This is a genomic window from Enterobacter sp. PL_is514 (assembly GCF_055816715.1).
The window spans coordinates 92,652-113,372 of sequence record NZ_JBVPGN010000035.1; the positions used below are offsets into that span (position 1 = coordinate 92,652).

The 20,721-nt window shown below is 53.2% G+C and carries 17 protein-coding genes; 7 read left to right on the top strand and 10 right to left on the bottom strand.

From position 1 onward, the window contains the following. Nucleotides 1-17: 17 nt before the first annotated feature. The 3 genes from ynaL to AC0TNG_RS19235 form a co-directional block, all read right to left on the bottom strand. Nucleotides 18-200, bottom strand: a complete 183-nt coding sequence (gene ynaL / locus AC0TNG_RS19225) for a proline-rich small protein YnaL (RefSeq protein WP_071787463.1) — start codon at nucleotides 198-200, stop codon at nucleotides 18-20. Between the two features lie 273 nt (nucleotides 201-473). After that, entirely contained in the window at nucleotides 474-1,457 is a 984-nt protein-coding gene (zntB, locus tag AC0TNG_RS19230; RefSeq protein ID WP_024907164.1) for a zinc transporter ZntB, read from the bottom strand. A 155-nt stretch (nucleotides 1,458-1,612) separates the two neighbouring features. After that, nucleotides 1,613-2,755 carry a methyl-accepting chemotaxis protein gene (locus tag AC0TNG_RS19235; protein ID WP_071994460.1) on the bottom strand — a complete coding sequence of 381 codons (1,143 nt, stop codon included), beginning with the start codon at nucleotides 2,753-2,755 and terminating at the stop codon, nucleotides 1,613-1,615. Between the two features lie 456 nt (nucleotides 2,756-3,211). Here AC0TNG_RS19235 and AC0TNG_RS19240 point away from each other — a divergent pair, with 456 nt between their 5' ends. The 4 genes from AC0TNG_RS19240 (at nucleotide 3,212) to AC0TNG_RS19255 (ending at nucleotide 7,665) form a co-directional block, all read left to right on the top strand. Beyond that, nucleotides 3,212-5,341 carry an EAL domain-containing protein gene (locus AC0TNG_RS19240; RefSeq protein WP_024907162.1) on the top strand — a complete coding sequence of 710 codons (2,130 nt, stop codon included), beginning with the start codon at nucleotides 3,212-3,214 and terminating at the stop codon, nucleotides 5,339-5,341. Between the two features lie 92 nt (nucleotides 5,342-5,433). Further along, the gene (locus AC0TNG_RS19245; RefSeq protein WP_024907161.1) at nucleotides 5,434-6,666 is read left to right on the top strand and encodes a sensor domain-containing diguanylate cyclase; all 1,233 of its coding nucleotides are present in this window, start codon (nucleotides 5,434-5,436) and stop codon (nucleotides 6,664-6,666) included. 74 nt (nucleotides 6,667-6,740) lie between these two features. Next, nucleotides 6,741-6,881 carry an Ecr family regulatory small membrane protein gene (locus AC0TNG_RS19250; RefSeq protein ID WP_061715006.1) on the top strand — a complete coding sequence of 47 codons (141 nt, stop codon included), beginning with the start codon at nucleotides 6,741-6,743 and terminating at the stop codon, nucleotides 6,879-6,881. Between the two features lie 217 nt (nucleotides 6,882-7,098). Then, nucleotides 7,099-7,665 (top strand): DJ-1/PfpI family protein, encoded by a 567-nt coding sequence (locus AC0TNG_RS19255; protein WP_463726803.1) that lies wholly within the window; start codon nucleotides 7,099-7,101, stop codon nucleotides 7,663-7,665. Between the two features lie 133 nt (nucleotides 7,666-7,798). On the opposite strand, the gene AC0TNG_RS19260 is transcribed toward AC0TNG_RS19255, so the two are convergent. The 3 genes from AC0TNG_RS19260 to AC0TNG_RS19270 form a co-directional block, all read right to left on the bottom strand. Continuing rightward, nucleotides 7,799-8,137 (bottom strand): STAS domain-containing protein, encoded by a 339-nt coding sequence (locus tag AC0TNG_RS19260; protein WP_157189288.1) that lies wholly within the window; start codon nucleotides 8,135-8,137, stop codon nucleotides 7,799-7,801. 89 nt (nucleotides 8,138-8,226) lie between these two features. Beyond that, entirely contained in the window at nucleotides 8,227-10,644 is a 2,418-nt protein-coding gene (locus AC0TNG_RS19265; RefSeq protein ID WP_473712658.1) for a glycogen/starch/alpha-glucan phosphorylase, read from the bottom strand. 260 nt (nucleotides 10,645-10,904) lie between these two features. Continuing rightward, nucleotides 10,905-12,521 (bottom strand): peptide ABC transporter substrate-binding protein, encoded by a 1,617-nt coding sequence (locus tag AC0TNG_RS19270; protein WP_248164827.1) that lies wholly within the window; start codon nucleotides 12,519-12,521, stop codon nucleotides 10,905-10,907. A gap of 185 nt (nucleotides 12,522-12,706) precedes the next feature. On the opposite strand from AC0TNG_RS19270, the gene mpaA reads away from it, so the two are divergent. Next, nucleotides 12,707-13,420 carry a murein tripeptide amidase MpaA gene (gene mpaA / locus AC0TNG_RS19275; RefSeq protein WP_024907156.1) on the top strand — a complete coding sequence of 238 codons (714 nt, stop codon included), beginning with the start codon at nucleotides 12,707-12,709 and terminating at the stop codon, nucleotides 13,418-13,420. Here mpaA and ycjG read toward each other — a convergent pair. Further along, a complete protein-coding gene (gene ycjG, locus AC0TNG_RS19280) occupies nucleotides 13,411-14,376 on the bottom strand; it encodes an L-Ala-D/L-Glu epimerase (protein WP_024907155.1) in 966 nt (321 codons plus the stop codon). The two genes, mpaA and ycjG, sit on opposite strands and share 10 nt — an antisense overlap. Before the next feature lie 107 nt (nucleotides 14,377-14,483). On the opposite strand from ycjG, the gene tpx reads away from it, so the two are divergent. Both tpx and AC0TNG_RS19290 read left to right on the top strand, forming a co-directional pair. Beyond that, nucleotides 14,484-14,990, top strand: a complete 507-nt coding sequence (gene tpx, locus AC0TNG_RS19285; RefSeq protein ID WP_023335907.1) for a thiol peroxidase — start codon at nucleotides 14,484-14,486, stop codon at nucleotides 14,988-14,990. A gap of 275 nt (nucleotides 14,991-15,265) precedes the next feature. Beyond that, nucleotides 15,266-16,474, top strand: coding sequence for an aldose 1-epimerase family protein (locus tag AC0TNG_RS19290; protein WP_024907154.1), 1,209 nt, complete (start codon nucleotides 15,266-15,268; stop codon nucleotides 16,472-16,474). 37 nt (nucleotides 16,475-16,511) lie between these two features. Here AC0TNG_RS19290 and tyrR read toward each other — a convergent pair whose 3' ends face one another. From tyrR to AC0TNG_RS19305, 3 genes are all read right to left on the bottom strand, one after another. Next, complete coding sequence (gene tyrR, locus AC0TNG_RS19295) at nucleotides 16,512-18,053, bottom strand: transcriptional regulator TyrR (protein WP_023312028.1); 1,542 nt, start codon at nucleotides 18,051-18,053, stop codon at nucleotides 16,512-16,514. Between the two features lie 112 nt (nucleotides 18,054-18,165). Next, nucleotides 18,166-19,218, bottom strand: a complete 1,053-nt coding sequence (locus AC0TNG_RS19300; RefSeq protein WP_024907153.1) for a YcjF family protein — start codon at nucleotides 19,216-19,218, stop codon at nucleotides 18,166-18,168. Further along, the gene (locus tag AC0TNG_RS19305) at nucleotides 19,215-20,612 is read right to left on the bottom strand and encodes a YcjX family GTP-binding protein (RefSeq protein ID WP_024907152.1); all 1,398 of its coding nucleotides are present in this window, start codon (nucleotides 20,610-20,612) and stop codon (nucleotides 19,215-19,217) included. Before AC0TNG_RS19305 ends, AC0TNG_RS19300 begins: the two co-directional genes overlap by 4 nt. Between the last annotated feature and the right edge of the window lie 109 nt (nucleotides 20,613-20,721).

The following is a 20,721-nucleotide window of genomic DNA, read 5'->3' on the forward strand; positions in this document are numbered from 1 at the left end:
CGTGGTCATCTTTGCAGTCAGATGGCGCGTATCCTCGCAGATCTCGCGGTTCGATGCGACAATTTAATCGGTTCTTCATCGGGCGGCGGGTCGGGCATCGGCTGTGGGCGCGGGATGGGATCGGGCATGGGGACCGGATCGCTGGGGATAGGATCGGATTGACGCGATTGTTGCAGTAGCAGAGCGTTCAGGATGCTCATCATTCCCTCCATAATTTACTGTCGTCCCTTTTAGGGTAGACGTTGAGAATCAGGAGGCAAAAAAAAGCCGACTATGAAGTCGGCGTCGTACGAATCAATTGTGCTATGCAGTAATTCAAAAAAGGAAGTAAGACAATATGGAGCGCAACGCCCATCGCTTGACGTTGCATTCACCTGCGGGAGTAATATTGCACCTTACGGGGTAGATGTTTATTGACTTCGCTCAATTAAAAGAGCGTTTTGATCCCGGTAAAAGCTGGAAAAAACGTAAATTTACAGCCATTTACTACGATGCAACCACCATGCAACACCGCCTATCAAAACAACTAACATGACGCAAAACGCGGTAAAACCATAGCGATAGGCATTGCCCGGGATACCGCCCAGGTTTACGCCAAACAGTCCGGTAAGAAACGTGCTGGGCAAAAAGACCATCGCCATCAGGGACATCGTGTAGGTTCTTCTCGCCAGCGACTCCTGCATCACCTGCGCGATCTCGTCCGCCATCACCGCCGTTCTGGCAATACAGGAATCAATCTCGTCCAGCCCGCGCCCCAGCCTGTCGGCAATATCCTGCATTCTGCGTCGCTGATCGTCATTCATCCAGGCAAGTCTTTCGCTGGCCAGACGCGCGTACACGTCGCGCTGCGGCGTCATATAGCGGCGCATCACAATTAGCTGCTTACGCAACAGGGCCAGAAAACCGCGCGGCGGGATCTGCTGATCGAGCAGGTTATCTTCCAGGTCGATGATTTTGTCGTGCAGTTCTTCGATAAATTCGCTCGCGTGATCGGTAAGCGCGTCACAGACGTCCACCAGCCAGCTGCCGCAATCGATCGGCCCGGTGCCCTCTTTCAGATCGTTTACGATGTCATCCAGCGCCAGGACTTTACGCTGTCGGGTGGAGACAATCAGTCCATCGTCCATATAGACCCGCATCGCAACCAGCTGGTCCGGACGCTCATCCGTGCTGCCGTTAATGCAGCGCAGGGTGATCAGCGTACCGTCCCCCATTCGGCTCACGCGCGGCCGCAGGCTTTCACCCGCCAGCGCATCGCGCACGTTATTTGGCAAGAGCGGGGTCGAGGCCAGCCAGTCAGCGCTGTCCGGGTGGGTATAGTTCAGATGTAGCCAGCAGGGATGCGCACTGTCGATCACATCATTATCTTCCAGCGGTCGCGCACCGCCGCGGCCGTCCAGCACCCACGCAAAAACTGCGTCAGGAACGTTAAGTTCAGATCCTTTAATGCTTTCCACAGCGCCTCCACCTTTTTAGCTCTTTTGGTGTCAGTCTAGCTTCCATCAGGGGTTAAGCAACAACTATGTCTCCCATCGCGCTGATATCGCTCAGGAAATGTACATACTGGCCAGAGGCGTAAAAAAAGCCTGGCATGCCAGGCTTTGAGATTCAGTCAGAGTGAGTGCTCTGGCCGCTGGAGGAAGGATGGCGAGCCGCCTGGTAATGAGGAAGAAGAGCCCTGGTCAAGTCTGAAATTACGCGTGCGGGCCTGCAGCTCAATGACCTGATTGCGCAGGACATCAGAGGAACCGTTGAGTTCCTCTGCCATCGCCACGTTGCTTTGCGTGACCCGCTCCAGCTCCGAAAGCGCCAGCGTGATCTGAGAAATGCCTTTTTCCTGCTCTGATGTCGACGCGGAAATATCGTCCATTAAGCGACTGACATTCCCCGAGCCCGTCACGATTTCATGCATATTCTTCTCTGCCTGCGACACAACGGTAGCGCCCTGCGTGACGTTACTGCTGGTGACTTCAATCAGCGCTTTGATATTCTTCGCGGCCTCTGCGCTGCGGTGTGCCAGGTTTCTTACCTCTTCCGCAACGACAGAAAAACCTTTTCCATGATCGCCTGCCCTTGCCGCCTCAACGGCCGCGTTGAGCGCCAGAATATTGGTCTGGAACGCAATGCCGTCAATCAACGAAATAATCTCCGTCATCTGCTGGGCGCATTCGGTAATGGACTGCATATTGTTGGCGACCTGCCCCATCAGCTCCCCGCCCTTGCGCGCCTGCAGCGTCGCCACATTAGCCTGTTCGCTCGCCAGGCGGGTGTTATCGGCATTGTTTTTAGTACTCGCCGCCATTTGCTCCATGCTGGCTGCGGTTTGCACTAAAGACGCAGACTGCTGCTCGGTTTTCACCGAAAGCTGAGCGCTACGTGCCGAGAGTTGATCCGATAAGGTCATCGCGGTCTGCGACGACGCCCTGATCTCGCGCACCAGCGTCGCAATGTTGCCGGAGAGGCTGTTTATCCCCGGGATGAGTCGGCCGGCACAGTTATTGCCAAATTCAGGGATAGAGACACCAAGATTACCTGCTGTCACCTCTTCAATACTCTTCTTCACCGTATTGATCGGCGTCACAAGATACTTCGTCATATAGACCCAGAGCAAAAATAGCGCAATGAAGTTGATGACATTAAGCGAAATAAAGAGAGAAGGATTGCTGGAAAATAGAACAACGACACCTGCATTCACCAAAAAAAGAGATAAAAGGAACCCAATAATAAAGGTCCTGACACTAATATTTTTTAGCATGATAATACCCACGTTTTATATTTTGGTCGGCATTAAGACTTATAGCATTGGCTCAGACGTTTTTCCTCGCAAACTTCACGGGTTTGTTTTTTCGCCGTTAGCATCCTGAGATTTGTCTTAAGTCAGACAAAAAGAGTGTATTAGTGAAAATGTTCTGCGCAGGATGCTGTGATACTGGTCTCTCGCCATCTTAAGCGATAGTATCGCCCGCGGTGAGACGATACGATCTCCCTCATATTTAAGGAGCTTTGCTACTTTTATTCGTTTTTGTTTAGCAATGCTTAATACATTAACAATGGAATATATTTTATATTCTTAATAAGTTTTAGAGTATTAATATGACTGGCCATTTTTCACGATAAATAACTAATATGGTTTGAATGCGCATGTTCGTTTCCCGATAAAGATGTACCCGGCAGGCGAAATCGGTAACCCTCTCAGGCGTGGGATTGCATAATGCTCAATATATCGTGGGACCCTGTGTTAATCGCTATCTCTTATCTGGTGGCGTTTATCGCCTCCTTTGTGGCGCTGGACAGCGCCGGAAAGATCCCCCCTTCCAGCCGAAAGGCTGCCCTGTTCTGGCGTATTGCCGGTGGGGTTACGCTGGGCATTGGCATTTGGTCGATGCACTTTATCGGCATGCTGTCGATGCAAATGCCCATGATGATGAGCTACGACCTCTGGTTAACCCTTGCATCGCTAGGCGTCGCGGTTATTGCGTCGACCACGGCCCTTGATATTGCCGTCGCGGGAAAAAAACGGTCTCTTTTTCGCCCCATCGTTGCCACCGCGATCCTGAGCGCAGGCGTAGTATCCATGCACTACATCGGTATGGCGGCCCTGATGCTGGATGGCAGCATCATCTGGGATCGCCGTATTGTGGGGTTGTCCGTGGTCATTGCCGTGGTGGCTTCCGGCACGGCGCTGTGGCTGGCTTTCCGTCTGCGAGATAAACACAAAGGCGTCTTTATCGATCGTCTTCTCGCGGCCCTGGTCATGGCCGCCGCCATTTGTGCGATGCACTATACCGGCATGAGTGCCGCGCATTACCCGGAAATGTCGCATACCCTCCCCGGCGGGATCGGCGAACTGGGGTTATCCATCTGGGTTTCGGTCACCACGCTCTGCCTGCTTGGCGTGATGTTAATTATTTCCCTTGTCGATTCTCACCGACGCACCGGCCGGCTGACGGACAATCTGCGGCAGCTCAATCGGCAGCTTGAGCTACAGGCGCGCTTTGATGCGCTCACCGGACTCGCGAACCGCCACCAGATGGATCTCCGTATGCAGGACTGCCTGCGCAGCGCGTTGCTGAGTAACAGGCAATTTGCCGTCATTTTCCTGAACGTCGATCATTTCAAACGCGTCAACGATACCTGGGGTCACAGCGTCGGCGATGAGTTATTGATCACCGTCGCACAGCGCATCACGGCCCGACTCACGCGTGAGATGACCCTGGCAAGACTGGGAGGAGACGCCTTTATCCTGCTGGTGCCGGAATGTGATGACGACAAGCTCAACGCCCTGCTCACTTCACTGCTCGGGGATGTACGACGCCCTCTGTCTGTTTGCGGACATACGTTGAGCACGACGATCAGCGCGGGCGTCAGCCTCTATCCTCAGGATGGCGAAACGCTGCACGAGCTCAAACTTAAGGCGGATGCAGCCTTACATCATGTCAAAGACGATGGGCGCAACGGCTGGGCGATTTATCAGTCCGAGATGTCAACAGCGATCCCGGCGAAACCCGGTTTCCTGCAGGAACTCTCTCAGGCGCTTGAACGCGATCAGTTTGAACTGTGGTACCAGCCCACCTGGCATGCGGGAGAGAAAACCATTCATGGTTTTGAAGCCCTTCTGCGCTGGCGGCATCCTGAGCAAGGCGTTGTACTGCCAGGTCTGTTTATCCCCTCGCTCGAGCAAACAGGCTTAATTATCCCGGTGGGCAACTGGGCCATTGAAGCGGCATGCCGGCAGCTGCATTTCTGGACTGAACAAGGGTTCAGCCAGTGGACGTTGTCGCTTAACCTATCCCCCGTCCAGTTCGAACAGCCGGACATTTTCCCTATCATCTCGTCGATGCTGGAAAAATATAACCTGTCTCCGTCCCGGCTGATCCTTGAGGTAACTGAGAGCACCGCACTTAAAAATCTCGACCGCAGCATTGAGTTGCTCAATACGTTTAATCACGCAGGGATCACCGTCTCGATTGATGATTTCGGTACGGGCTATTCCAACCTGCTGATGCTGAGCGTGCTTCCGGCTAAAGAACTTAAGATCGACAGAAGCTTCGTAACCTCGATGCTGGAAAATGAAAAAAGCTACAAGCTGGTTGAAACCATCATCAGTATCGCCCGGACCATGGAAATGAATGTGGTGGCAGAAGGGATCGAAACGGAAGAACAGGAGGCGGTCCTCACCCGTCTCGGCTGCGATTATCTGCAGGGGTACCTTTTCTCCCGCCCCTTACCTGCCGAACAGGTACCGTGGCTGCTGCTGCAAATAAACTCGGACAAACAAATTATACCAATTGGTAAAATTCATTCGGAAAACGCATTTGCTTCACAAAAAAATCATGCCTGACGGGATGAAGTGGAGTATGTTTCAAAGCAGTACACGCGAGTCAATTCTGTCATACATGTCAGCCACAGTGTGCCAATGAACAGGAAATGCCTATGTCGCAACCTTGTTTTGATGCGTTGAATGTAATTAAAACACCCGTGTGGCTCATTTCACCCGTGTCGGAACAGATCATTTTTGCGAATGTGGCCGCAACGCAGGTCATGGGGGATAAAACGCTCGATGACCTGCGCAAAGGCACCTATTCTGCGAATGCGCAACCCCTCCTGTCGATGTATGTACCTGAACTGAAAACAGATCAGGAGATCGTCGAAATCTGGACAATCAGCTGGGATGGCCAGGATACGCCGTTAAGCTGTCGTCTCTCGCTTGCCCACTACGCCCCCTGGGGTGACGTGATTGTTTTCGAGGGGACCTCACCACAATTACTCTCAGGATTGAAGGCCAGCCGTTCCGCCACCTACCGGCGGAAAAAACAGGGATTTTATGCGCGCTTTTTTCTGACCAACAGCGCCCCGATGCTGCTGATCGATCCTGCCCGCGATGGTCAAATCGTCGATGCGAATCTGGCTGCACTCAATTTTTATGGCTATTCACACGACGACATGTGCAGTAAGCATACCTGGGAAATTAATACCCTGGGGCGGGATGTGATGCCCATTATGACGGCGATTGCCGCGCTGCCCGGTGGTCATAAGCCTCTCAATTTTGTTCACCGCCTGGCCGATGGATCCACCCGCCACGTTCAGACGTATGCCGGGCCCATTGAGATCTACGGCGACAAGCTGATGCTGTGCATCATTCACGATATCACCGAGCAGAAAAGGCTGGAGCAGGAGCTGGAGCATGCGGCGTTACGTGACTCCATGACCGGGCTACTCAACCGGCGCCAGTTCTATGCCATTACCGATCAAAACAGCCTCAATTATCTTCCAGCGCAACAGCAATTTAGCCTGCTGCTGGTGGATACCGACCATTTCAAAAATATTAACGATCTGTTCGGTCATCTGAAAGGTGATGAGGTGCTTATCGCCCTCTCGCGAACGCTCGAAGCCTGTAGTCGGGAGGGCGACATGGTGTTCCGCTGGGGTGGCGAAGAGTTCGTAATTCTGCTGCCGCGCACTTCTCTCGACACCGCGTTGCAGATTGCCGAGTCGATCCGTGCAGCCGTAGCCCGCATTACGATTCCGGGCTTACCGCGGTTTACCGTCAGCATTGGCGTGGCGCGGCACGATCAGGGGGAGAGTATTGATGAGCTGTTTAAGCGTGTGGACGATGCCCTGTATCGCGCTAAAAATGACGGACGCAATAAAGTCCTTGCTGCATGAAACTGGAGTATCCAGTAAAGCCCCGCTACAATGCCCACCTCGAATCAATTAGCTTCAGGTGGGTTAAAGCTGCAATGGGAAAAACAGAAATAATACTCACCTTAATTATTTTACTCCTTATTATATTTGGCTTCTGGTTTATTTTTAGCGGTGAGGTCTGGTATCTCGTCGAATTCCTTGAAAATAGCCTTTACCCGACCTTCGACGCACCGTAACGCACGTTTAATCGCTTGTTTCACCTACCGAATATGTCAGGTATCTGCTTCCCTTACAGCCGCGTAAAATACTCGGCGTTATCCTCCAACAACGTTGATAACGAATCACTTATTCATTTGCTTATGTTGCCCGTGCTCTGACGGGCTTTTTTATTTCCGGCAATTCAGCCACGCCAGGCTATATCTTAATCATCTTTATTGAAAAAGGTGAGGAATGATGAGCAAGAAGATCCTGATGCTGGTTGGCGACTACGCCGAAGATTACGAGACCATGGTGCCTTTTCAGGCTTTGCAGATGATTGGCCATCAGGTGGATGCAGTCTGTCCCGATAAACCAAAGGGCGACTACATCATGACGGCAATCCATGATTTCGACGGCGCCCAGACCTATAGCGAAAAACCCGGTCACCGCTTTACCCTCAACGCCGACTTTTCCACCGTCAAGGAACAGGATTACGACGCGCTGCTCATCCCCGGCGGGAGAGCGCCCGAGTATCTGCGGCTAAATGAGGACGTGTTAAAGCTGGTGCAGGCATTTGACGCCGCGCGTAAGCCGATTGCGGCAGTGTGCCACGGCCCGCAGCTGCTCGCTGCCGCGGGCATCCTGAAAGGACGAACCTGTAGCGCCTACCCGGCCTGCGCGCCTGAGGTGCGCCTCGCCGGAGGACACTTCGCCACTATCGGCATCGATCAGGCCCACGTAGACGGCAACCTGGTGACGGCTCCCGCCTGGCCCGCGCATCCGCAGTGGCTGGCGAAGTTTAGTGCGTTATTAGCACAATAGCGCGCCGGTATCAGCCCGGGCGAATACCGTGCGGGTGGAGCGGAGCCATGTTTTCAGGACTGGCGCGAGGATGCGTCAGTTCTCATTTTAACCGTTGGCACATCCCGCTTTCTCCCCTAAAAGCAATGTGATATTAGCCCATCAGCACCTGCAGGGCATCCTGCCGATTGGCCTTAATAGAAAAAATACGATCCATCCTGGTCAGCTTAAAGAGATCGTGTGTATTGCTGTTAAGCGAACACAGCACCAGCTCACCCTTGCCGTTTAAACTCTTGAGTATGGATACCAGCGCGCCGAGACAGCTGCTGTCAATAAAATCTACGTGGCTGAAATCCAGCAATATCTTTTTATTGCTTTTTTCAATCACCTCCAGCACCTGCTGCTTAAAGGTCTGCTCGACAGAAGCATCCAGCCTGCGAACCAGCGGAACGACAATCTGTACGTCATTTTCACTCTGTATTTCAAAGTTCATAATCACCCTCACATCAGGCGTAACGTGTTCCCGAATGCAGATCTTAGTGCACCGGCATCGCTCCCGGAAGGCAACCGGAAGCATGACCCTCAGCAATTTATTCCCCAAATATCCCTTGCATATCCCTGAATGGTTCTGTCACTCGAAAACTCCCCCATTCGGCTAATATTTAGCAACGCTTTTCGATGCCACTGGCGCGGATGTTCAAAATCCGCCATTGCCTGACGTTGGGTTTGACTGTAGCTGTCAAAATCCAGCAGATGACAATAATGATCGGCTGTTGTCAACATATGGTGTAGCTGTGCAAAAATTTCACGATCGGCGGTAAAAGCGCCAGAAATAAGCGTATCCACTATACGCATCATTCGAGGATCGCTCTGACGATAGAAACGATTATTATCGCCATTTGAACGCATTTCATTGATTTCTTCAGCCGTCGCGCCGAAAAGATAGAAGTTTTCTACCCCAACAGCATTAAGAATTTCTATGTTGGCACCATCATACGTACCCATTGTTAACGCACCATTCAGCGCGAACTTCATATTACTGGTTCCAGATGCCTCCGTACCTGCTGTGGATATCTGTTCAGACAGGTCTGTTGCCGGTATTATGCTTTCGGCTAAGGAGACTTTGTAATCCTCAAGAAAAATGACTTTCAGCTGTCCGGCAATACGCGCATCGCTGTTGATTTTATTCGCAACAGCATTAATTAACTGAATAATAAGCTTTGCCATTCGATAACCGGGTGCCGCTTTACCTGCAAAAAGATGCACCTTAGGCGCTATGGTTCTCCCATTCTCTTTAATATCAATATAGAGAGAAATGACGTGAAGAATATTCAGAAGCTGGCGCTTGTATTCGTGAATGCGTTTTACCTGACAATCAAACATTGCCATAGGGTCCAACATAATCCCATAACGTTGTGAAACAATCTGGCTCAGCGCGGATTTATTTTTGAATTTAATGCCGCGGATATGATCGATCACCCCCGTATCATCCGCATGCTTCTCCAGCTGTCGAAGCATATGTAAATCCGTCGGCCATCGGGTACCCAATTGCTGATTCAGAAACGCGGCAAGATTTGGGTTAGCCTGCTGCAACCATCTGCGCGGCGTAATGCCGTTGGTCTGATTAATGAATTTATCTGGCGTAATAAAATAAAAATCGGGAACCAGGTGCGTTTTAATAAGCTCGGAATGGAGCATCGCCACCCCATTTACACAATGACTCCCGACGATGGCCAAATTTGCCATCCTGATACTTTTCTCGTTGTCCCCCGAAAACAGAGACAAGGAGGTCAACAAATGCGGTTTGTCGGGCCAACGGGAGGCGACATCCTCAAGAAAACGGTGGTTAATCTCAAAAATAATCTGCAAGTGCCGCGGCAACAGTTTTTCAAACAACGCCACTGGCCAGGTTTCCAGGGCCTCAGGCATCAGCGTGTGGTTCGTGTATGCACAAGTTCTTTGGGTGATATCCCAGGCCTGGTGCCAGGGAAGGTTATGTTCATCTACAAGTATTCGCATCAACTCGACAACAGCCAGCGCGGGATGCGTATCATTAAGCTGGATAGCAACATGCTTCGGCAATAAAGAAATATCCGTTTCAATTTCAGTATATTCACGAAAAATATCACGCAAAGTACATGCCACAAGAAAATACTCCTGAGTAAGTCTGAGCTCCTTACCTGAGAGAATTTCATCAGAAGGATAGAGTATTTTTGAGATATTTTCAGAAGCTATTTTTTCACTAACTGCTTTTATATAATCGCCATGATTGAAAATATGAATATTGAAAGAGTTAGAAGCTACGGCACTGTATAAACGAAGTTTATTAGTGGTGTTACCTCTGTAACCAGAAACGAAATAATCATTAGGAATGCCTACGATGGTATTCCATCCCATCCACATTGGGTTGTAATTACCATTAACATCATCTGAATGTTCAATGAAACCACCAATGGGGATCAGCATAGCCTGGCTATGGTGTTCAACTAGCCAGGGGGAGTGCATGGAATGCCAGTCATCTGGATGTTCGACTTGCTGACCATTCTCAAACGTCTGCCTGAATAAACCATACTCGTATTTGATACCATGCCCTGAAGCAGCAATATCTAACGTAGCCATAGAATCGATGAAGCAGGCGGCCAGGCGCCCTAACCCCCCATTCCCAAGTGCCGCATCGGGTTCTTCATCAAAAATATTATCAAAATCAAATCCGAGCTCATTGACAACCTGACGCATATCATCTAGCAAATTCATATTCATCAGGTTGTTACGCAATGACTGCCCGAGTAAAAATTCCATTGAGAGATAATAAACGCGTTTTTTCTTTTCAGCGCGCTGCCGGGCCTGACTATCGAGAAAGCGATCTTGCTGAAAATACCGCACTGCCAGCGCCACAGCATTGAATATATCGCCGTTGGTAGCCTTGTCCAGGCTAACGCATAACGTATATTTTAATTGTGTTTCGACAAGTTCACGCAACTCTCTGTTAGTGAAAGACATATTGACCTCACTGGAGTTACTGCATGTTTTTAATATGCAGAACACAAGATATTATTTTGTTCAAGTGTAGATGGCGATTTTCAACACATGCAATTTTTACCCACAATTACGTATTGTGTTTTTTGAATCGCCTGATAAATATCAGCGCGAGTATCGTCAGGAAAGTGTTATTTTCTGCTGTGGCGGGAGAGGATCAGACGGAGCAACTGGCGCTGTACTCCGCGCCAGTTCTGGATTTGGTAGTAGTTAAGTCCTGGGCGTCAGTGTTTCTCAATATACATTGTCCGGCTATACGCCACGTCTTCCGGGTTATCGATGGGGTAGCCTTTCACCCAGGGCTTAATCAGACGACCATTGGTGTACTGATAAATTGGCGCGATGGGCGCTTTCTCCATGAGGATTTTCTCCGCCATGTTGTAGTCCGTATTACGCGCTTTCGCCGTGGTTTCCAGCGTCGCCTGATGGATAATTTTATCGTAGGCTGGCTCATTGAAACGCGAGATATTGCCGCTGTGGGTTGAGGTCAGCAGGGACAGGAAGGTCGATGGCTCGTTGTAATCGCCTACCCATGACGCGCGGATCACATCAAAATTACCGGTATTACGGCTGTCGATATAGGTTTTCCACTCCTGGTTTTGCAGCTTGACGTCCACACCGAGATTTTTCTTCCACATTGACGCCACCGCAATGGCGATTTTCTGGTGGTTTTCCGAGGTGTTGTACAGCAGGGTCAACTTCAGCGGACGCTGAGGACCGTAGCCTGCGGCCTGGAGCAAGGTTTTCGCCTGAGCATTCAGCTCCTGCTGCGACATCTGCTCGAACGGTGAAGGTTCAGGCGTGAAGCCCGCCGTCACGTCAGGCGTGAAATGCCAGGCCGGCTTCTCACCGGTACCTAATACCTTCTCCGCCATAATGCGGCGATCGATGGTCATGCTCAGGGCAAGACGAACCCGTGCATCGGCCGTCGGGCCCTTTTGCGTGTTAAACGCGTAGTAATAGGTTCCGAGCTGAGGCGGCGTATACACCTGTCCCGGAATGTCCTTCAGGAGCTTCTGATACATGTTTTTCGGGAACGATTCGGTGATATCAATATCCCCCGCCAGATAGCGTTTGGTGGCGGATGATTCCTGATTGATCGGAATGAAGGTCACTTTTTGCAGGACTGTTTTCGCATTGTCCCAGTAGTGAGTATTCGGAACGACAACCAGTTTTTCATTCACCACGCGGTCGTTCAGGACGTATGCGCCATTGCCCACCAGGGCACCCGGACGCGTCCACTCTTTACCGCTTTCAACGTTCGCTTTTTGTACCGGATAGAAGGCAAAGTTTGCCGTCAGGTTGCTGAACCACGGTAGCGGTTTGTCCAGCTGGACGCGTAAGGTTCTGGCATCCACCGCCGTCACGCCCAGGGTGTCAGGCGCCGCTTTGCCATCGATAATGGCCTGCGCGTTGTTGATACCCGCCAGCGCCGCAAACCAGGCAAACGGAGACGTGGTTTTCGGGTCAACCAGACGCTGCCAGCTGTAGACAAAATCCTGCGCGGTGACGGGCGTACCGTCAGACCATTTCGCGTTGTCACGCAGGGTGAACGTCCAGATACGGTTATCGTTGCTCTGCCAGCGCGTCGCCACGCCCGGAGTGAGTTCCCCCTTCTCGTTCTGATTCACCAGCCCTTCGAAAAGATCGCGAATTACCTGAATCTCGGGCAACCCCACCGCTTTTGCCGGATCGAGCGAGGCAGGTTCGTCTTTAATATGCCTGACCAGCTCCTGTTTTTGCGCCAGTACCGTGCCCTGCGGCACATCAGCAGCGTATGAGAGTGTAGAGAGCCCGCACAGACACAGTGCGGTAAAAAGACGCGAAACAGGATGCTTCATAAGATCCCCTTTAATAAATTCAGGTAACAAGCAGATGCGTAATTATTTGTTTCGACAATAAGAAATGCAAATAACTTACGCCTGAATAGTGATTTAAGGCAATTCTCAGCCGTTACGGAAACTATTTGATTAACAGCGGCTTTTGCACAACACTGCCAGTAGAGACTTTTTTATCAGGATTTCGTATGGCAACCACCCGACCACGCGCGGAACGCGGCGCCTTTCCTCCGGGAGCGGAACAATATGGCCGCTCATTTTTAGGCGCATCGCTGATCTGGTTCCCGGCACCCGATGCCGATCGCGACAGCGGTTTGATCATTGCCGGCACGCACGGTGATGAGAACTCGTCTGTCGTCACGCTCTCGTGCGCGCTGCGGACGCTGACGCCGTCATTACGACGCCATCACGTGATTCTTGCCGTGAATCCGGATGGCTGCCAGCTTGGATTACGGGCAAATGCGAGGGGGGTCGACCTGAACCGTAATTTCCCGGCGGCAAACTGGCGCGCCGGAGAAACGGTGTATCGCTGGAACAGCTCAGCCGAGGAGCGGGACGTGGTGCTGCTGACGGGAGACAAGCCCGGCTCGGAGCCAGAAACGCAGGCGCTGTGCCAGCTTATCCATAAGATCCACCCCGCGTGGGTTGTCTCCTTCCACGATCCGCTGGCCTGCATTGAAGATCCGCGTCACTCCGACCTGGGCGCGTGGCTGGCACAGGCTTTCGCCCTGCCGCTCGTCACCAGCGTGGGGTATGAAACACCCGGATCATTCGGAAGCTGGTGTGCCGATTTGAGCCTGCCCTGCATCACCGCTGAATTCCCGCCGATATCCTCCGACGAAGCCAGCGAAATTTACCTAAAAGCGATGATGGAGCTTCTGCGCTGGCAGCCTCAGAGATGAAGCACGCCGCTGGTAAATTTAAGGGCCGGTGAAACGTCAACCGCCAGCCACGTCGGGCCATCCAGATCGGCGAAACGAACCTGGTTGACCAGCGGCAGCGCCGCGCCGATCGCCCGGGAGGTGCAGAGCATGCATCCCAGCATCAGGGCGAACCCCTGCGCCCGGGCTTCCGCTGCAAGGGCCAGGGCTTCTGTCAGTCCGCCTGCCTTGTCGAGCTTGATATTGACCATCTCATAGCAGCCCTTAAGCTCGCTCAAATTTTCGCGGGTGTGGCAGCTTTCATCCGCGCACACGGGCAACGGATGGATAAAATTCTTCAGAGCTGCATCCTCTTTTACCGGCAGAGGCTGCTCCAGCATCGCTACGCCCAGATCGGCCAGCAGCTGGCATCGCGCGGCCAGCCCCTCGGGATGCCACGACTCGTTGGCGTCCACAATCAGCGTGGCTGAGGGCACCGCCGAGCGAATAGCGACCATCCGCTCGCTGATCAGACGATCGTCGAGCTTCACTTTTAACAGCGTGGCCCCGGCGTCATAGAGCGCTTTTGCGCTGGCGGCCATTTGCTCCGGCTCACCAATCACGACCGTCTGCGCCGTCACGACGGTCTCCGGCACGACCACACTCAGCAAGGACGTCAACGATTTTTGCTGCTTAGCGGCTTCAAGGCTCCAGAGCGCACAGTCGATGGCGTTGCGCGCCGCCCCGGCGGGTAAACGCTGCTGTAACGCCTCGCGCGTGAGCCCTTTTTGCAGGTCAGGCACCAGGGTCATGATCTGCGCCATCACCGACGCAGGACTTTCTCCGTAGCGCGGGTAAGGCGTACATTCCCCGACGCCTTTCATACCCTCTTCTTCGATTTCAACTACGACCACGCTGGCTTCACTTCGGCTGCCGCGGGAGATCACAAACGGGGTATGCAATGGCCAGGCTTCTTCATAGACCTTAACGCTTCTCATCACTGACTCCTTGCGGCCCGGTAAGGCGAAAAATTTGGTTTGCCGTGTTATCCGCTGATGGCATACACTAGCCCCGACGTTAACTATATGTAAACAGGAAGATATCTATGTCACAACTCGTTCATTTCCAGGGCAACCCGGTTGCTGTAGCAGGTTCCATTCCGCAGGCTGGCAGCAAAGCGCAGGCTTTTACTCTGGTGGCTAAAGATCTGTCTGACGTCACACTGGCTCAGTTTGCGGGCAAACGCAAAGTACTGAACATTTTCCCAAGCATTGATACCGGCGTTTGTGCCGCATCCGTGCGTAAATTCAACCAGCTGGCGACTGAAATGGACAACACCGTTGTGCTGTGCATTTCCGCTGACCTGCCGTTTGCCCAGTCCCGTTTCTGCGGTGCCGAAGGCCTGAGCAACGTTATTACCCTCTCCACCCTGCGCAGCGCAGATTTCCTCGAGAAATATGGCGTCAGCATTGCTGAAGGCCCATTGAAGGGTCTGGCAGCACGTGCTGTACTGGTTCTGGATGAAAACGACACCGTCGTCTTCAGCGAACTGGTTAACGAAATCACCACCGAGCCGGACTACACTGCCGCGCTGGACGTGCTGAAAGCATAATAAGTCCTTAGCATTCTATACAACTTATTCTCAACCTCGCTGCGGCGGGGTTTTTTATTACTTCAGAGCTGAATCGTTAAAGCTTAAATGCTCGTAAGTCACATTAATCATGCAATAACTTAGGCAATATGTAACATGAGCGTGATCAGTAACGCATAATAATCGTTAAAATTCCCTATTTTCATCCCCAGTGAAGCACATCACATTTCCCTTTTTGTCTAAACATTAGATTTGCTTACGAAAGAAAATAATCGTTTCAGCAAAAAGGATAATATATGAAGATTAAATTCGCTTTTACGCTCCTTGCGGTCCTGATTTCTGGTCATGCTGCGGCTAAAACCTGGGTGCTGACAAGCGCTGAAAGCAGCGTAGAGAAAGGAAACTGGAAGATTTCCAGTGACGAGCTGAAAGTTAAGGATCAAACGTTCAGCATTGAGCAAAAAGTCTTACATGGCGGCAAGCAGGAAGGCAGCAAAGTCATCATTATTAGCAGCAAAGATGGCCTCACCATCACCCTGAGCCCGACCCGCGGGATGAACCTTCTGCACGTAGAAGGCTTTGGCACCAGACTGGGTTGGAATTCCCCCGTCAAAGAGGTCGTTAATCCGGCTTATATCAATCTTGAAAGCCGCAACGGTCTCGGCTGGCTGGATGGTTTCAACGAGATGATGGTGCGCTGTGGCTATGAGTGGACAGGGCACCCGGTCACCGCGGACGGGCAAATTTACACCCTGCATGGCAGAGCGGGTAATACACCGGTATCGCAGGTAGAGGTCGAGGTTGCGGATGCCGCTCCGCATGAGATCCGCGTTCGGGGTTTGATCAAAGAGAGCACGTTTAAAAAAGCGGATCTGCAAACCATGACCGAACTGCGCTACGTCCCCGGAACCAACCAGTTCAGCCTGCATGATGTTCTGACCAACCATGCAGATTACCCTCATGATTACCAAATCATCTATCACAGCAACTTCGGCACGCCAATCCTCGAAGAAGGCGCCCGATTCCTTGCGCCTGCGGTGAGCGTGAGCCCATTCAATGACTACGCCAAAGCGGGCGTTAACGACTGGCAAACCTACGCCGGGCCGACAAAAGGCTTTGATGAGATGGTCTTTAACATTAAACCGCTCGCAGACAATAACCACGAAACGCTCGCGGCAGTGGTCAATAAAGCCGGAGATAAAGGCGCATCAATCCAGTTTGATACGCGCCAGCTGCCCGTGCTGACCTTATGGAAAAATACCGACACGCTGAAGCAGGGTTATGTCACGGGCATCGAACCGGGTACCAGCTACGCCTACCCCGTGACGATTGAACGCGAGCAGAAGCGGGTTAAGCAGCTGGAGCCAGGCGCCAGCGCGCAGTTCGATCTGACCTATACCCTGCTGCACAGCCCGCAGCAGGTGAAAGACGTCGAAAGCAGGATTGCGTCGATACAGGGAGAGACAAAAACAGAAATCGTTAACACGCCGATGGCGAAGGAATAAACGTAAAGTAAAAAGCCTCTTTGCAGAGGCTTTTTTGTTATTCGTCACCTTTCTTATGATTCAAACCGTACTCACGCAGCTTATTCGCGATCGCGGTGTGCGAGACGCCAAGACGTTTTGCCAGCTTGCGGGTGCTGGGATAGCTGCGGTACAGCTGCGTCAGCACAGAACGCTCGAAACGGCTGGTGATGTCGTCCAGCGACCCTTCCATCGCCTCTTCGCCTACCGATACCGTTCCGGCGTCGTAATCCGGCAGCAGGATATCCTGCGGACGCAGCTCATACCCTTCAAGCTGGGTCAGCGCGCGATATACGGCGTTTTTGAGCTGACGAATGTTGCCCGGCCAGCCGTAGCGCATTAGCACCGTGCCAAGATCGGCAGACAGCTTCGGACGCGGCACCCCCTGCTCGTCGGCAAAGCGGGCGACGAACAGCTCCGTAAGCGGCATGATGTCCTGGGGGCAATCGCGCAGCGGCGGAATATTCAGCGTCAGGACGTTGAGGCGGTAATAGAGATCTTCGCGGAAGATCCCCTTTTGCACCAGTTCAACCAGGTTTTTCTGGGTGGCGCAAATGACGCGCACGTCCACATGCACTTCGTGATCCTCACCGACGCGGCGGAACGTTCCGTCGTTCAGGAAACGCAGCAGCTTAGCCTGCATACGCGGCGACATTTCGCCGATTTCGTCCAGCAGCACCGAGCCGCCGTTAGCCTGCTCGAAGAACCCTTTCTTGCCTTCCGGCGCGTGACCAAACAGCTCGCTTTCAACGGCATCTTCCGGAATAGAGGCGCAGTTGAGTGCCAGATAGGGCTTAGCCGCACGCGGACTCGCCAGATGCACGGCATGAGCCAGCAAGTCTTTCCCGGTGCCGGTATCCCCGGTAATCAGCAGCGGCGCGGTCAGGCTTGCGAGCTTGCGCGCCTGATCAACCACATGGCGCATTTTCGGACTGACGGCAATAATCTGGCTGAATGCACCAACGTCCTGACTGGAGAGGTTTTGCAGCTGGCGACCCATGCGTAACGTCGAGCGCAGCATGATCACTGCCCCGGTCAACACGCGAGTATTCCCTTCTCCTTTCAGATAGACCGGCGTGATCTCCATCAGGAAATTCTGTCCGTTAATCACCACATGCTCGCTAAGCGTGTTCTGCGGATTGCTGTCCAGCCAGCGCTGGAAGTTAAAGCCGGGGATCAGCTGCGCGGCGTTATGATTGCTAAGCTTCTCCTGACTCTGCGCGAACAGTTGGCAGCTCGCGTGGTTAACGCGCTCAACTTTGCTCTTCAAATCCAGGGAGAGGAACGGCTCGGGCATGGCTTCCAGCAGCGCGCTCAGGGCCAGGTGCTCACGCTCAGAGGGCATCCAGGGAATGGTGCGTACATCCGTAACGCCAGCGATACGGCGGATTTCCGCCATCAGGCTGCTGAAGGTATTAAATTCAATTTCGGCAAAATTGAGGTAAATTCGCCCGACAGGATCGATCTCAATGCCACGTAAATCAATGCTACGTAAAACAAGAAGATCGAGTAATTCGCGGGTCAGACCGAGACGGTCTTCACAGAAGACTTCAAGACGCATGGGAAATTCACCGTTTTAAGCCAATAACAGTAAAATGATATGTCAGAACACGGTGATCCGGAAGATGGCTGTCAACAAATATTGACAGCCAGCACGATTAGTGAACAAAACCTCACGGAGTCGGTTTTTTATTGAGCGTCTCTTTGAGCTGGCCGATCAGCTCACGCCTGAAATCCCCCAGCCGGGGCTTATCGCCATCAATCCACGGCAGCGGACGGCAGACCTCCATCGCTTTAATTCCCAAACGCGCCGTTAATAATCCCGCGCCGATACCCTGAGCGGCACGGGCAGAAAGACGCGCCGCCAGATCCTGTGACATCCAGTCCATGCCCACTTCGCGCACCAGCTCACTCGCCCCGGCGAACGCGATATTGAGCAGGACCAGTTTGAACAGTCTGAGCCGACTGTAGTAACCCAGCTCTATGCCGTAAAGGTTCGCGATACGGTTGATCAGGCGCAGGTTACGCCAGGCGATAAAGGCCATATCGACCAGCGCCAGCGGGCTCACGGCAATCATCAGGGTGGATTCCGCCGCAGAGCGGCTGATCTCGCGTCGCGCCTGGGCATCCAGCACCGGCTGAACCATATGGGAGTAGAGCGTCACCACTTCCCGGTCATTCTGGGTTTCATGGATGGCGGCATACCAGCGCTGAAGCGCCGGATGCGACTGATCGATTCCGGCCTGGCTGGCCAGCTTTTCACAGAACGCGCGACCTTTCCCGGTGCCGTGGCTGTGTAGCAGATCCCGCGCTTCATCACGCTCGTGCGCGCGCTGGCGCAAACGCCAGAGCCGACGCCACTCGGTGGCAACCGACCCGATGCCCGCCCCCACAATCAGCGCGCCCGCGGCACATCCGCCCAGCGCGACCCAGTCCTGAGTATGCCAGGCATTCATCGTCCACTGCACGCCCTGCCCAACCACGCTTACGCCAAACAGCGCCAGACCGGCGGTGACCATCTTGCGCCACAGACTGCGTTTTGGACGCAGAGCAGCTTCCACAACCGCCTCCGCCGGTCCTTCTTCGACGCCAGGCTCCTCAGTCAGGGCCGGGGCAAAGTTATCCGCCTGCGTGCCGCTGAACGTCTGCGAGGTTTTGAACGCCTCCTGAGGATCCTTCTCAAGCGTTCCGGTAAAGTCTATGCGCGGTTTTAACGGTTCCGTCATCGCAATTTATCTCCAATCAAAAACTCCAGCGCCGCATCCAGACGGATGTGTGGTAATGGCCTGTCGACGCTCATTGCCTGCGGGCGGAAGGCTTCAAACTGGAAGCCCTGGTTCTGCCAGAAGGCCTGACCCGGCAGCCGCGCAGGCACTTCGCCCGGATACACGGTAAGCGGTTCACCGTCGCTGAGCCGGTTCCCGCGTAATGCCGGTATTTTCTCACCGTTAAGGTCAATCAGCCCGCTTTGCGTCGCCTGCACGGACGCGAGACCAAGGCAATCCATGCCGATCCCTTCGAAGGCGGCGTTTTGCCAGGCGTCCTGCACCAGCTGCTGCAGCAGCGACACCATATTGGCATGCTGGTCGACCGTGACGTGATCGGCCTTCGTGGCCGCAAAGAGCAGTTTATCGATTACCGGTGAGAACAGACGGCGAAACAGCGTCCGCTGCCCGTAGTGAAAACTTTGCATCAGCTGCGTCAGCGCAAGGCGCATATCGTTGAAGGCCTGTGGCCCGCTGTTAAGCGGCTGCAGACAATCCACCAGCACAATCTGGCGGTCAAATCGCAAAAAGTGGTTTTTATAGAATCCCTTGACCACTTTTTCACAGTAGTAATGGTAACGCTCACGCAGCATCCCGGCGTTAGTGTGCTTATCCGCCTGCGCCAGCGTCGATTCGCCCACCCCGTCCACATCCGGCCAGGGGAAAAACTGAAGCGCAGGCGCGCCCGCTAAATCACCCGGCAGAACAAATCGCCCCGGCTGAATGAAGTGTAACCCTTCCTGCTTGCACTGGTGCAAATACGCCGTCCAGGCGTCGGCAATGGCCGCCAGACGGTTTTCATCGGCCGGGGCAAGCGGGTCCAGACCTTCGCACAGCTGTCGCCATTTGGCCGACCACCCGGCGCGCTGCCCCTGCAACAGGCCCGTCATCTGGCGGGACCAGCTAAGGTAATCCTGCGCCAGCATCGGCAGGTCGAGCAGCCATTCGCCGGGGTAATCGACGATTTCCAGGTACAGCGTGGAGGTATCCTTGAAGTGGCGCATCAGGGATTCATTCGAGCGAAAACGCAGCGCGAGGCGAATTTCACTGACCCCTCGCGTCGGCGTCGGCCAGGTGGGCGGATCGCCATAGAGCTGCGCCAGCCCTTCGTCATAGGTAAAACGTGGAATACCAAAATCCCGCTGTGGGACGCGCTTCACGCCCAGCAGGCGTTCTTCCCGCACCGCGCTAAGCAACGGCAGACGCGCCCCGGCGTGCAGGTTCAGGAGCTGGTTTACCATCGCGGTGATAAACGCCGTCTTACCGCTGCGGCTCAGCCCCGTCACGGCCAGACGCAGATGACGGTCAACGCCACGGTTCACCAGTGAATTGATTTCGTTCTTAAGTCGCTTCATCGCCGTCCTTCGTTGCCTGGAAGCCTTGAATGCATGGCTTCAGAATACAATAAATGGGGGCAGATCGTTGATTATCAATTCTTATTTATTGCTATTGCCGTTTTCTCTC

Coding starts and splice junctions, on each gene's coding strand:
- ynaL (WP_071787463.1), bottom strand. CDS start 200: ATGAGCATCCTGAACGCTCTGCTACTGCAACAATCGCGTCAATCCGAT.
- AC0TNG_RS19235 (WP_071994460.1), bottom strand. CDS start 2,755: ATGCTAAAAAATATTAGTGTCAGGACCTTTATTATTGGGTTCCTTTTA.
- AC0TNG_RS19240 (WP_024907162.1), top strand. CDS start 3,212: ATGCTCAATATATCGTGGGACCCTGTGTTAATCGCTATCTCTTATCTG.
- AC0TNG_RS19245 (WP_024907161.1), top strand. CDS start 5,434: ATGTCGCAACCTTGTTTTGATGCGTTGAATGTAATTAAAACACCCGTG.
- AC0TNG_RS19250 (WP_061715006.1), top strand. CDS start 6,741: ATGGGAAAAACAGAAATAATACTCACCTTAATTATTTTACTCCTTATT.
- AC0TNG_RS19255 (WP_463726803.1), top strand. CDS start 7,099: ATGAGCAAGAAGATCCTGATGCTGGTTGGCGACTACGCCGAAGATTAC.
- AC0TNG_RS19260 (WP_157189288.1), bottom strand. CDS start 8,137: ATGAACTTTGAAATACAGAGTGAAAATGACGTACAGATTGTCGTTCCG.
- AC0TNG_RS19265 (WP_473712658.1), bottom strand. CDS start 10,644: ATGTCTTTCACTAACAGAGAGTTGCGTGAACTTGTCGAAACACAATTA.
- AC0TNG_RS19270 (WP_248164827.1), bottom strand. CDS start 12,521: ATGAAGCATCCTGTTTCGCGTCTTTTTACCGCACTGTGTCTGTGCGGG.
- mpaA (WP_024907156.1), top strand. CDS start 12,707: ATGGCAACCACCCGACCACGCGCGGAACGCGGCGCCTTTCCTCCGGGA.
- ycjG (WP_024907155.1), bottom strand. CDS start 14,376: ATGAGAAGCGTTAAGGTCTATGAAGAAGCCTGGCCATTGCATACCCCG.
- tpx (WP_023335907.1), top strand. CDS start 14,484: ATGTCACAACTCGTTCATTTCCAGGGCAACCCGGTTGCTGTAGCAGGT.
- AC0TNG_RS19290 (WP_024907154.1), top strand. CDS start 15,266: ATGAAGATTAAATTCGCTTTTACGCTCCTTGCGGTCCTGATTTCTGGT.
- tyrR (WP_023312028.1), bottom strand. CDS start 18,053: ATGCGTCTTGAAGTCTTCTGTGAAGACCGTCTCGGTCTGACCCGCGAA.
- AC0TNG_RS19300 (WP_024907153.1), bottom strand. CDS start 19,218: ATGACGGAACCGTTAAAACCGCGCATAGACTTTACCGGAACGCTTGAG.
- AC0TNG_RS19305 (WP_024907152.1), bottom strand. CDS start 20,612: ATGAAGCGACTTAAGAACGAAATCAATTCACTGGTGAACCGTGGCGTT.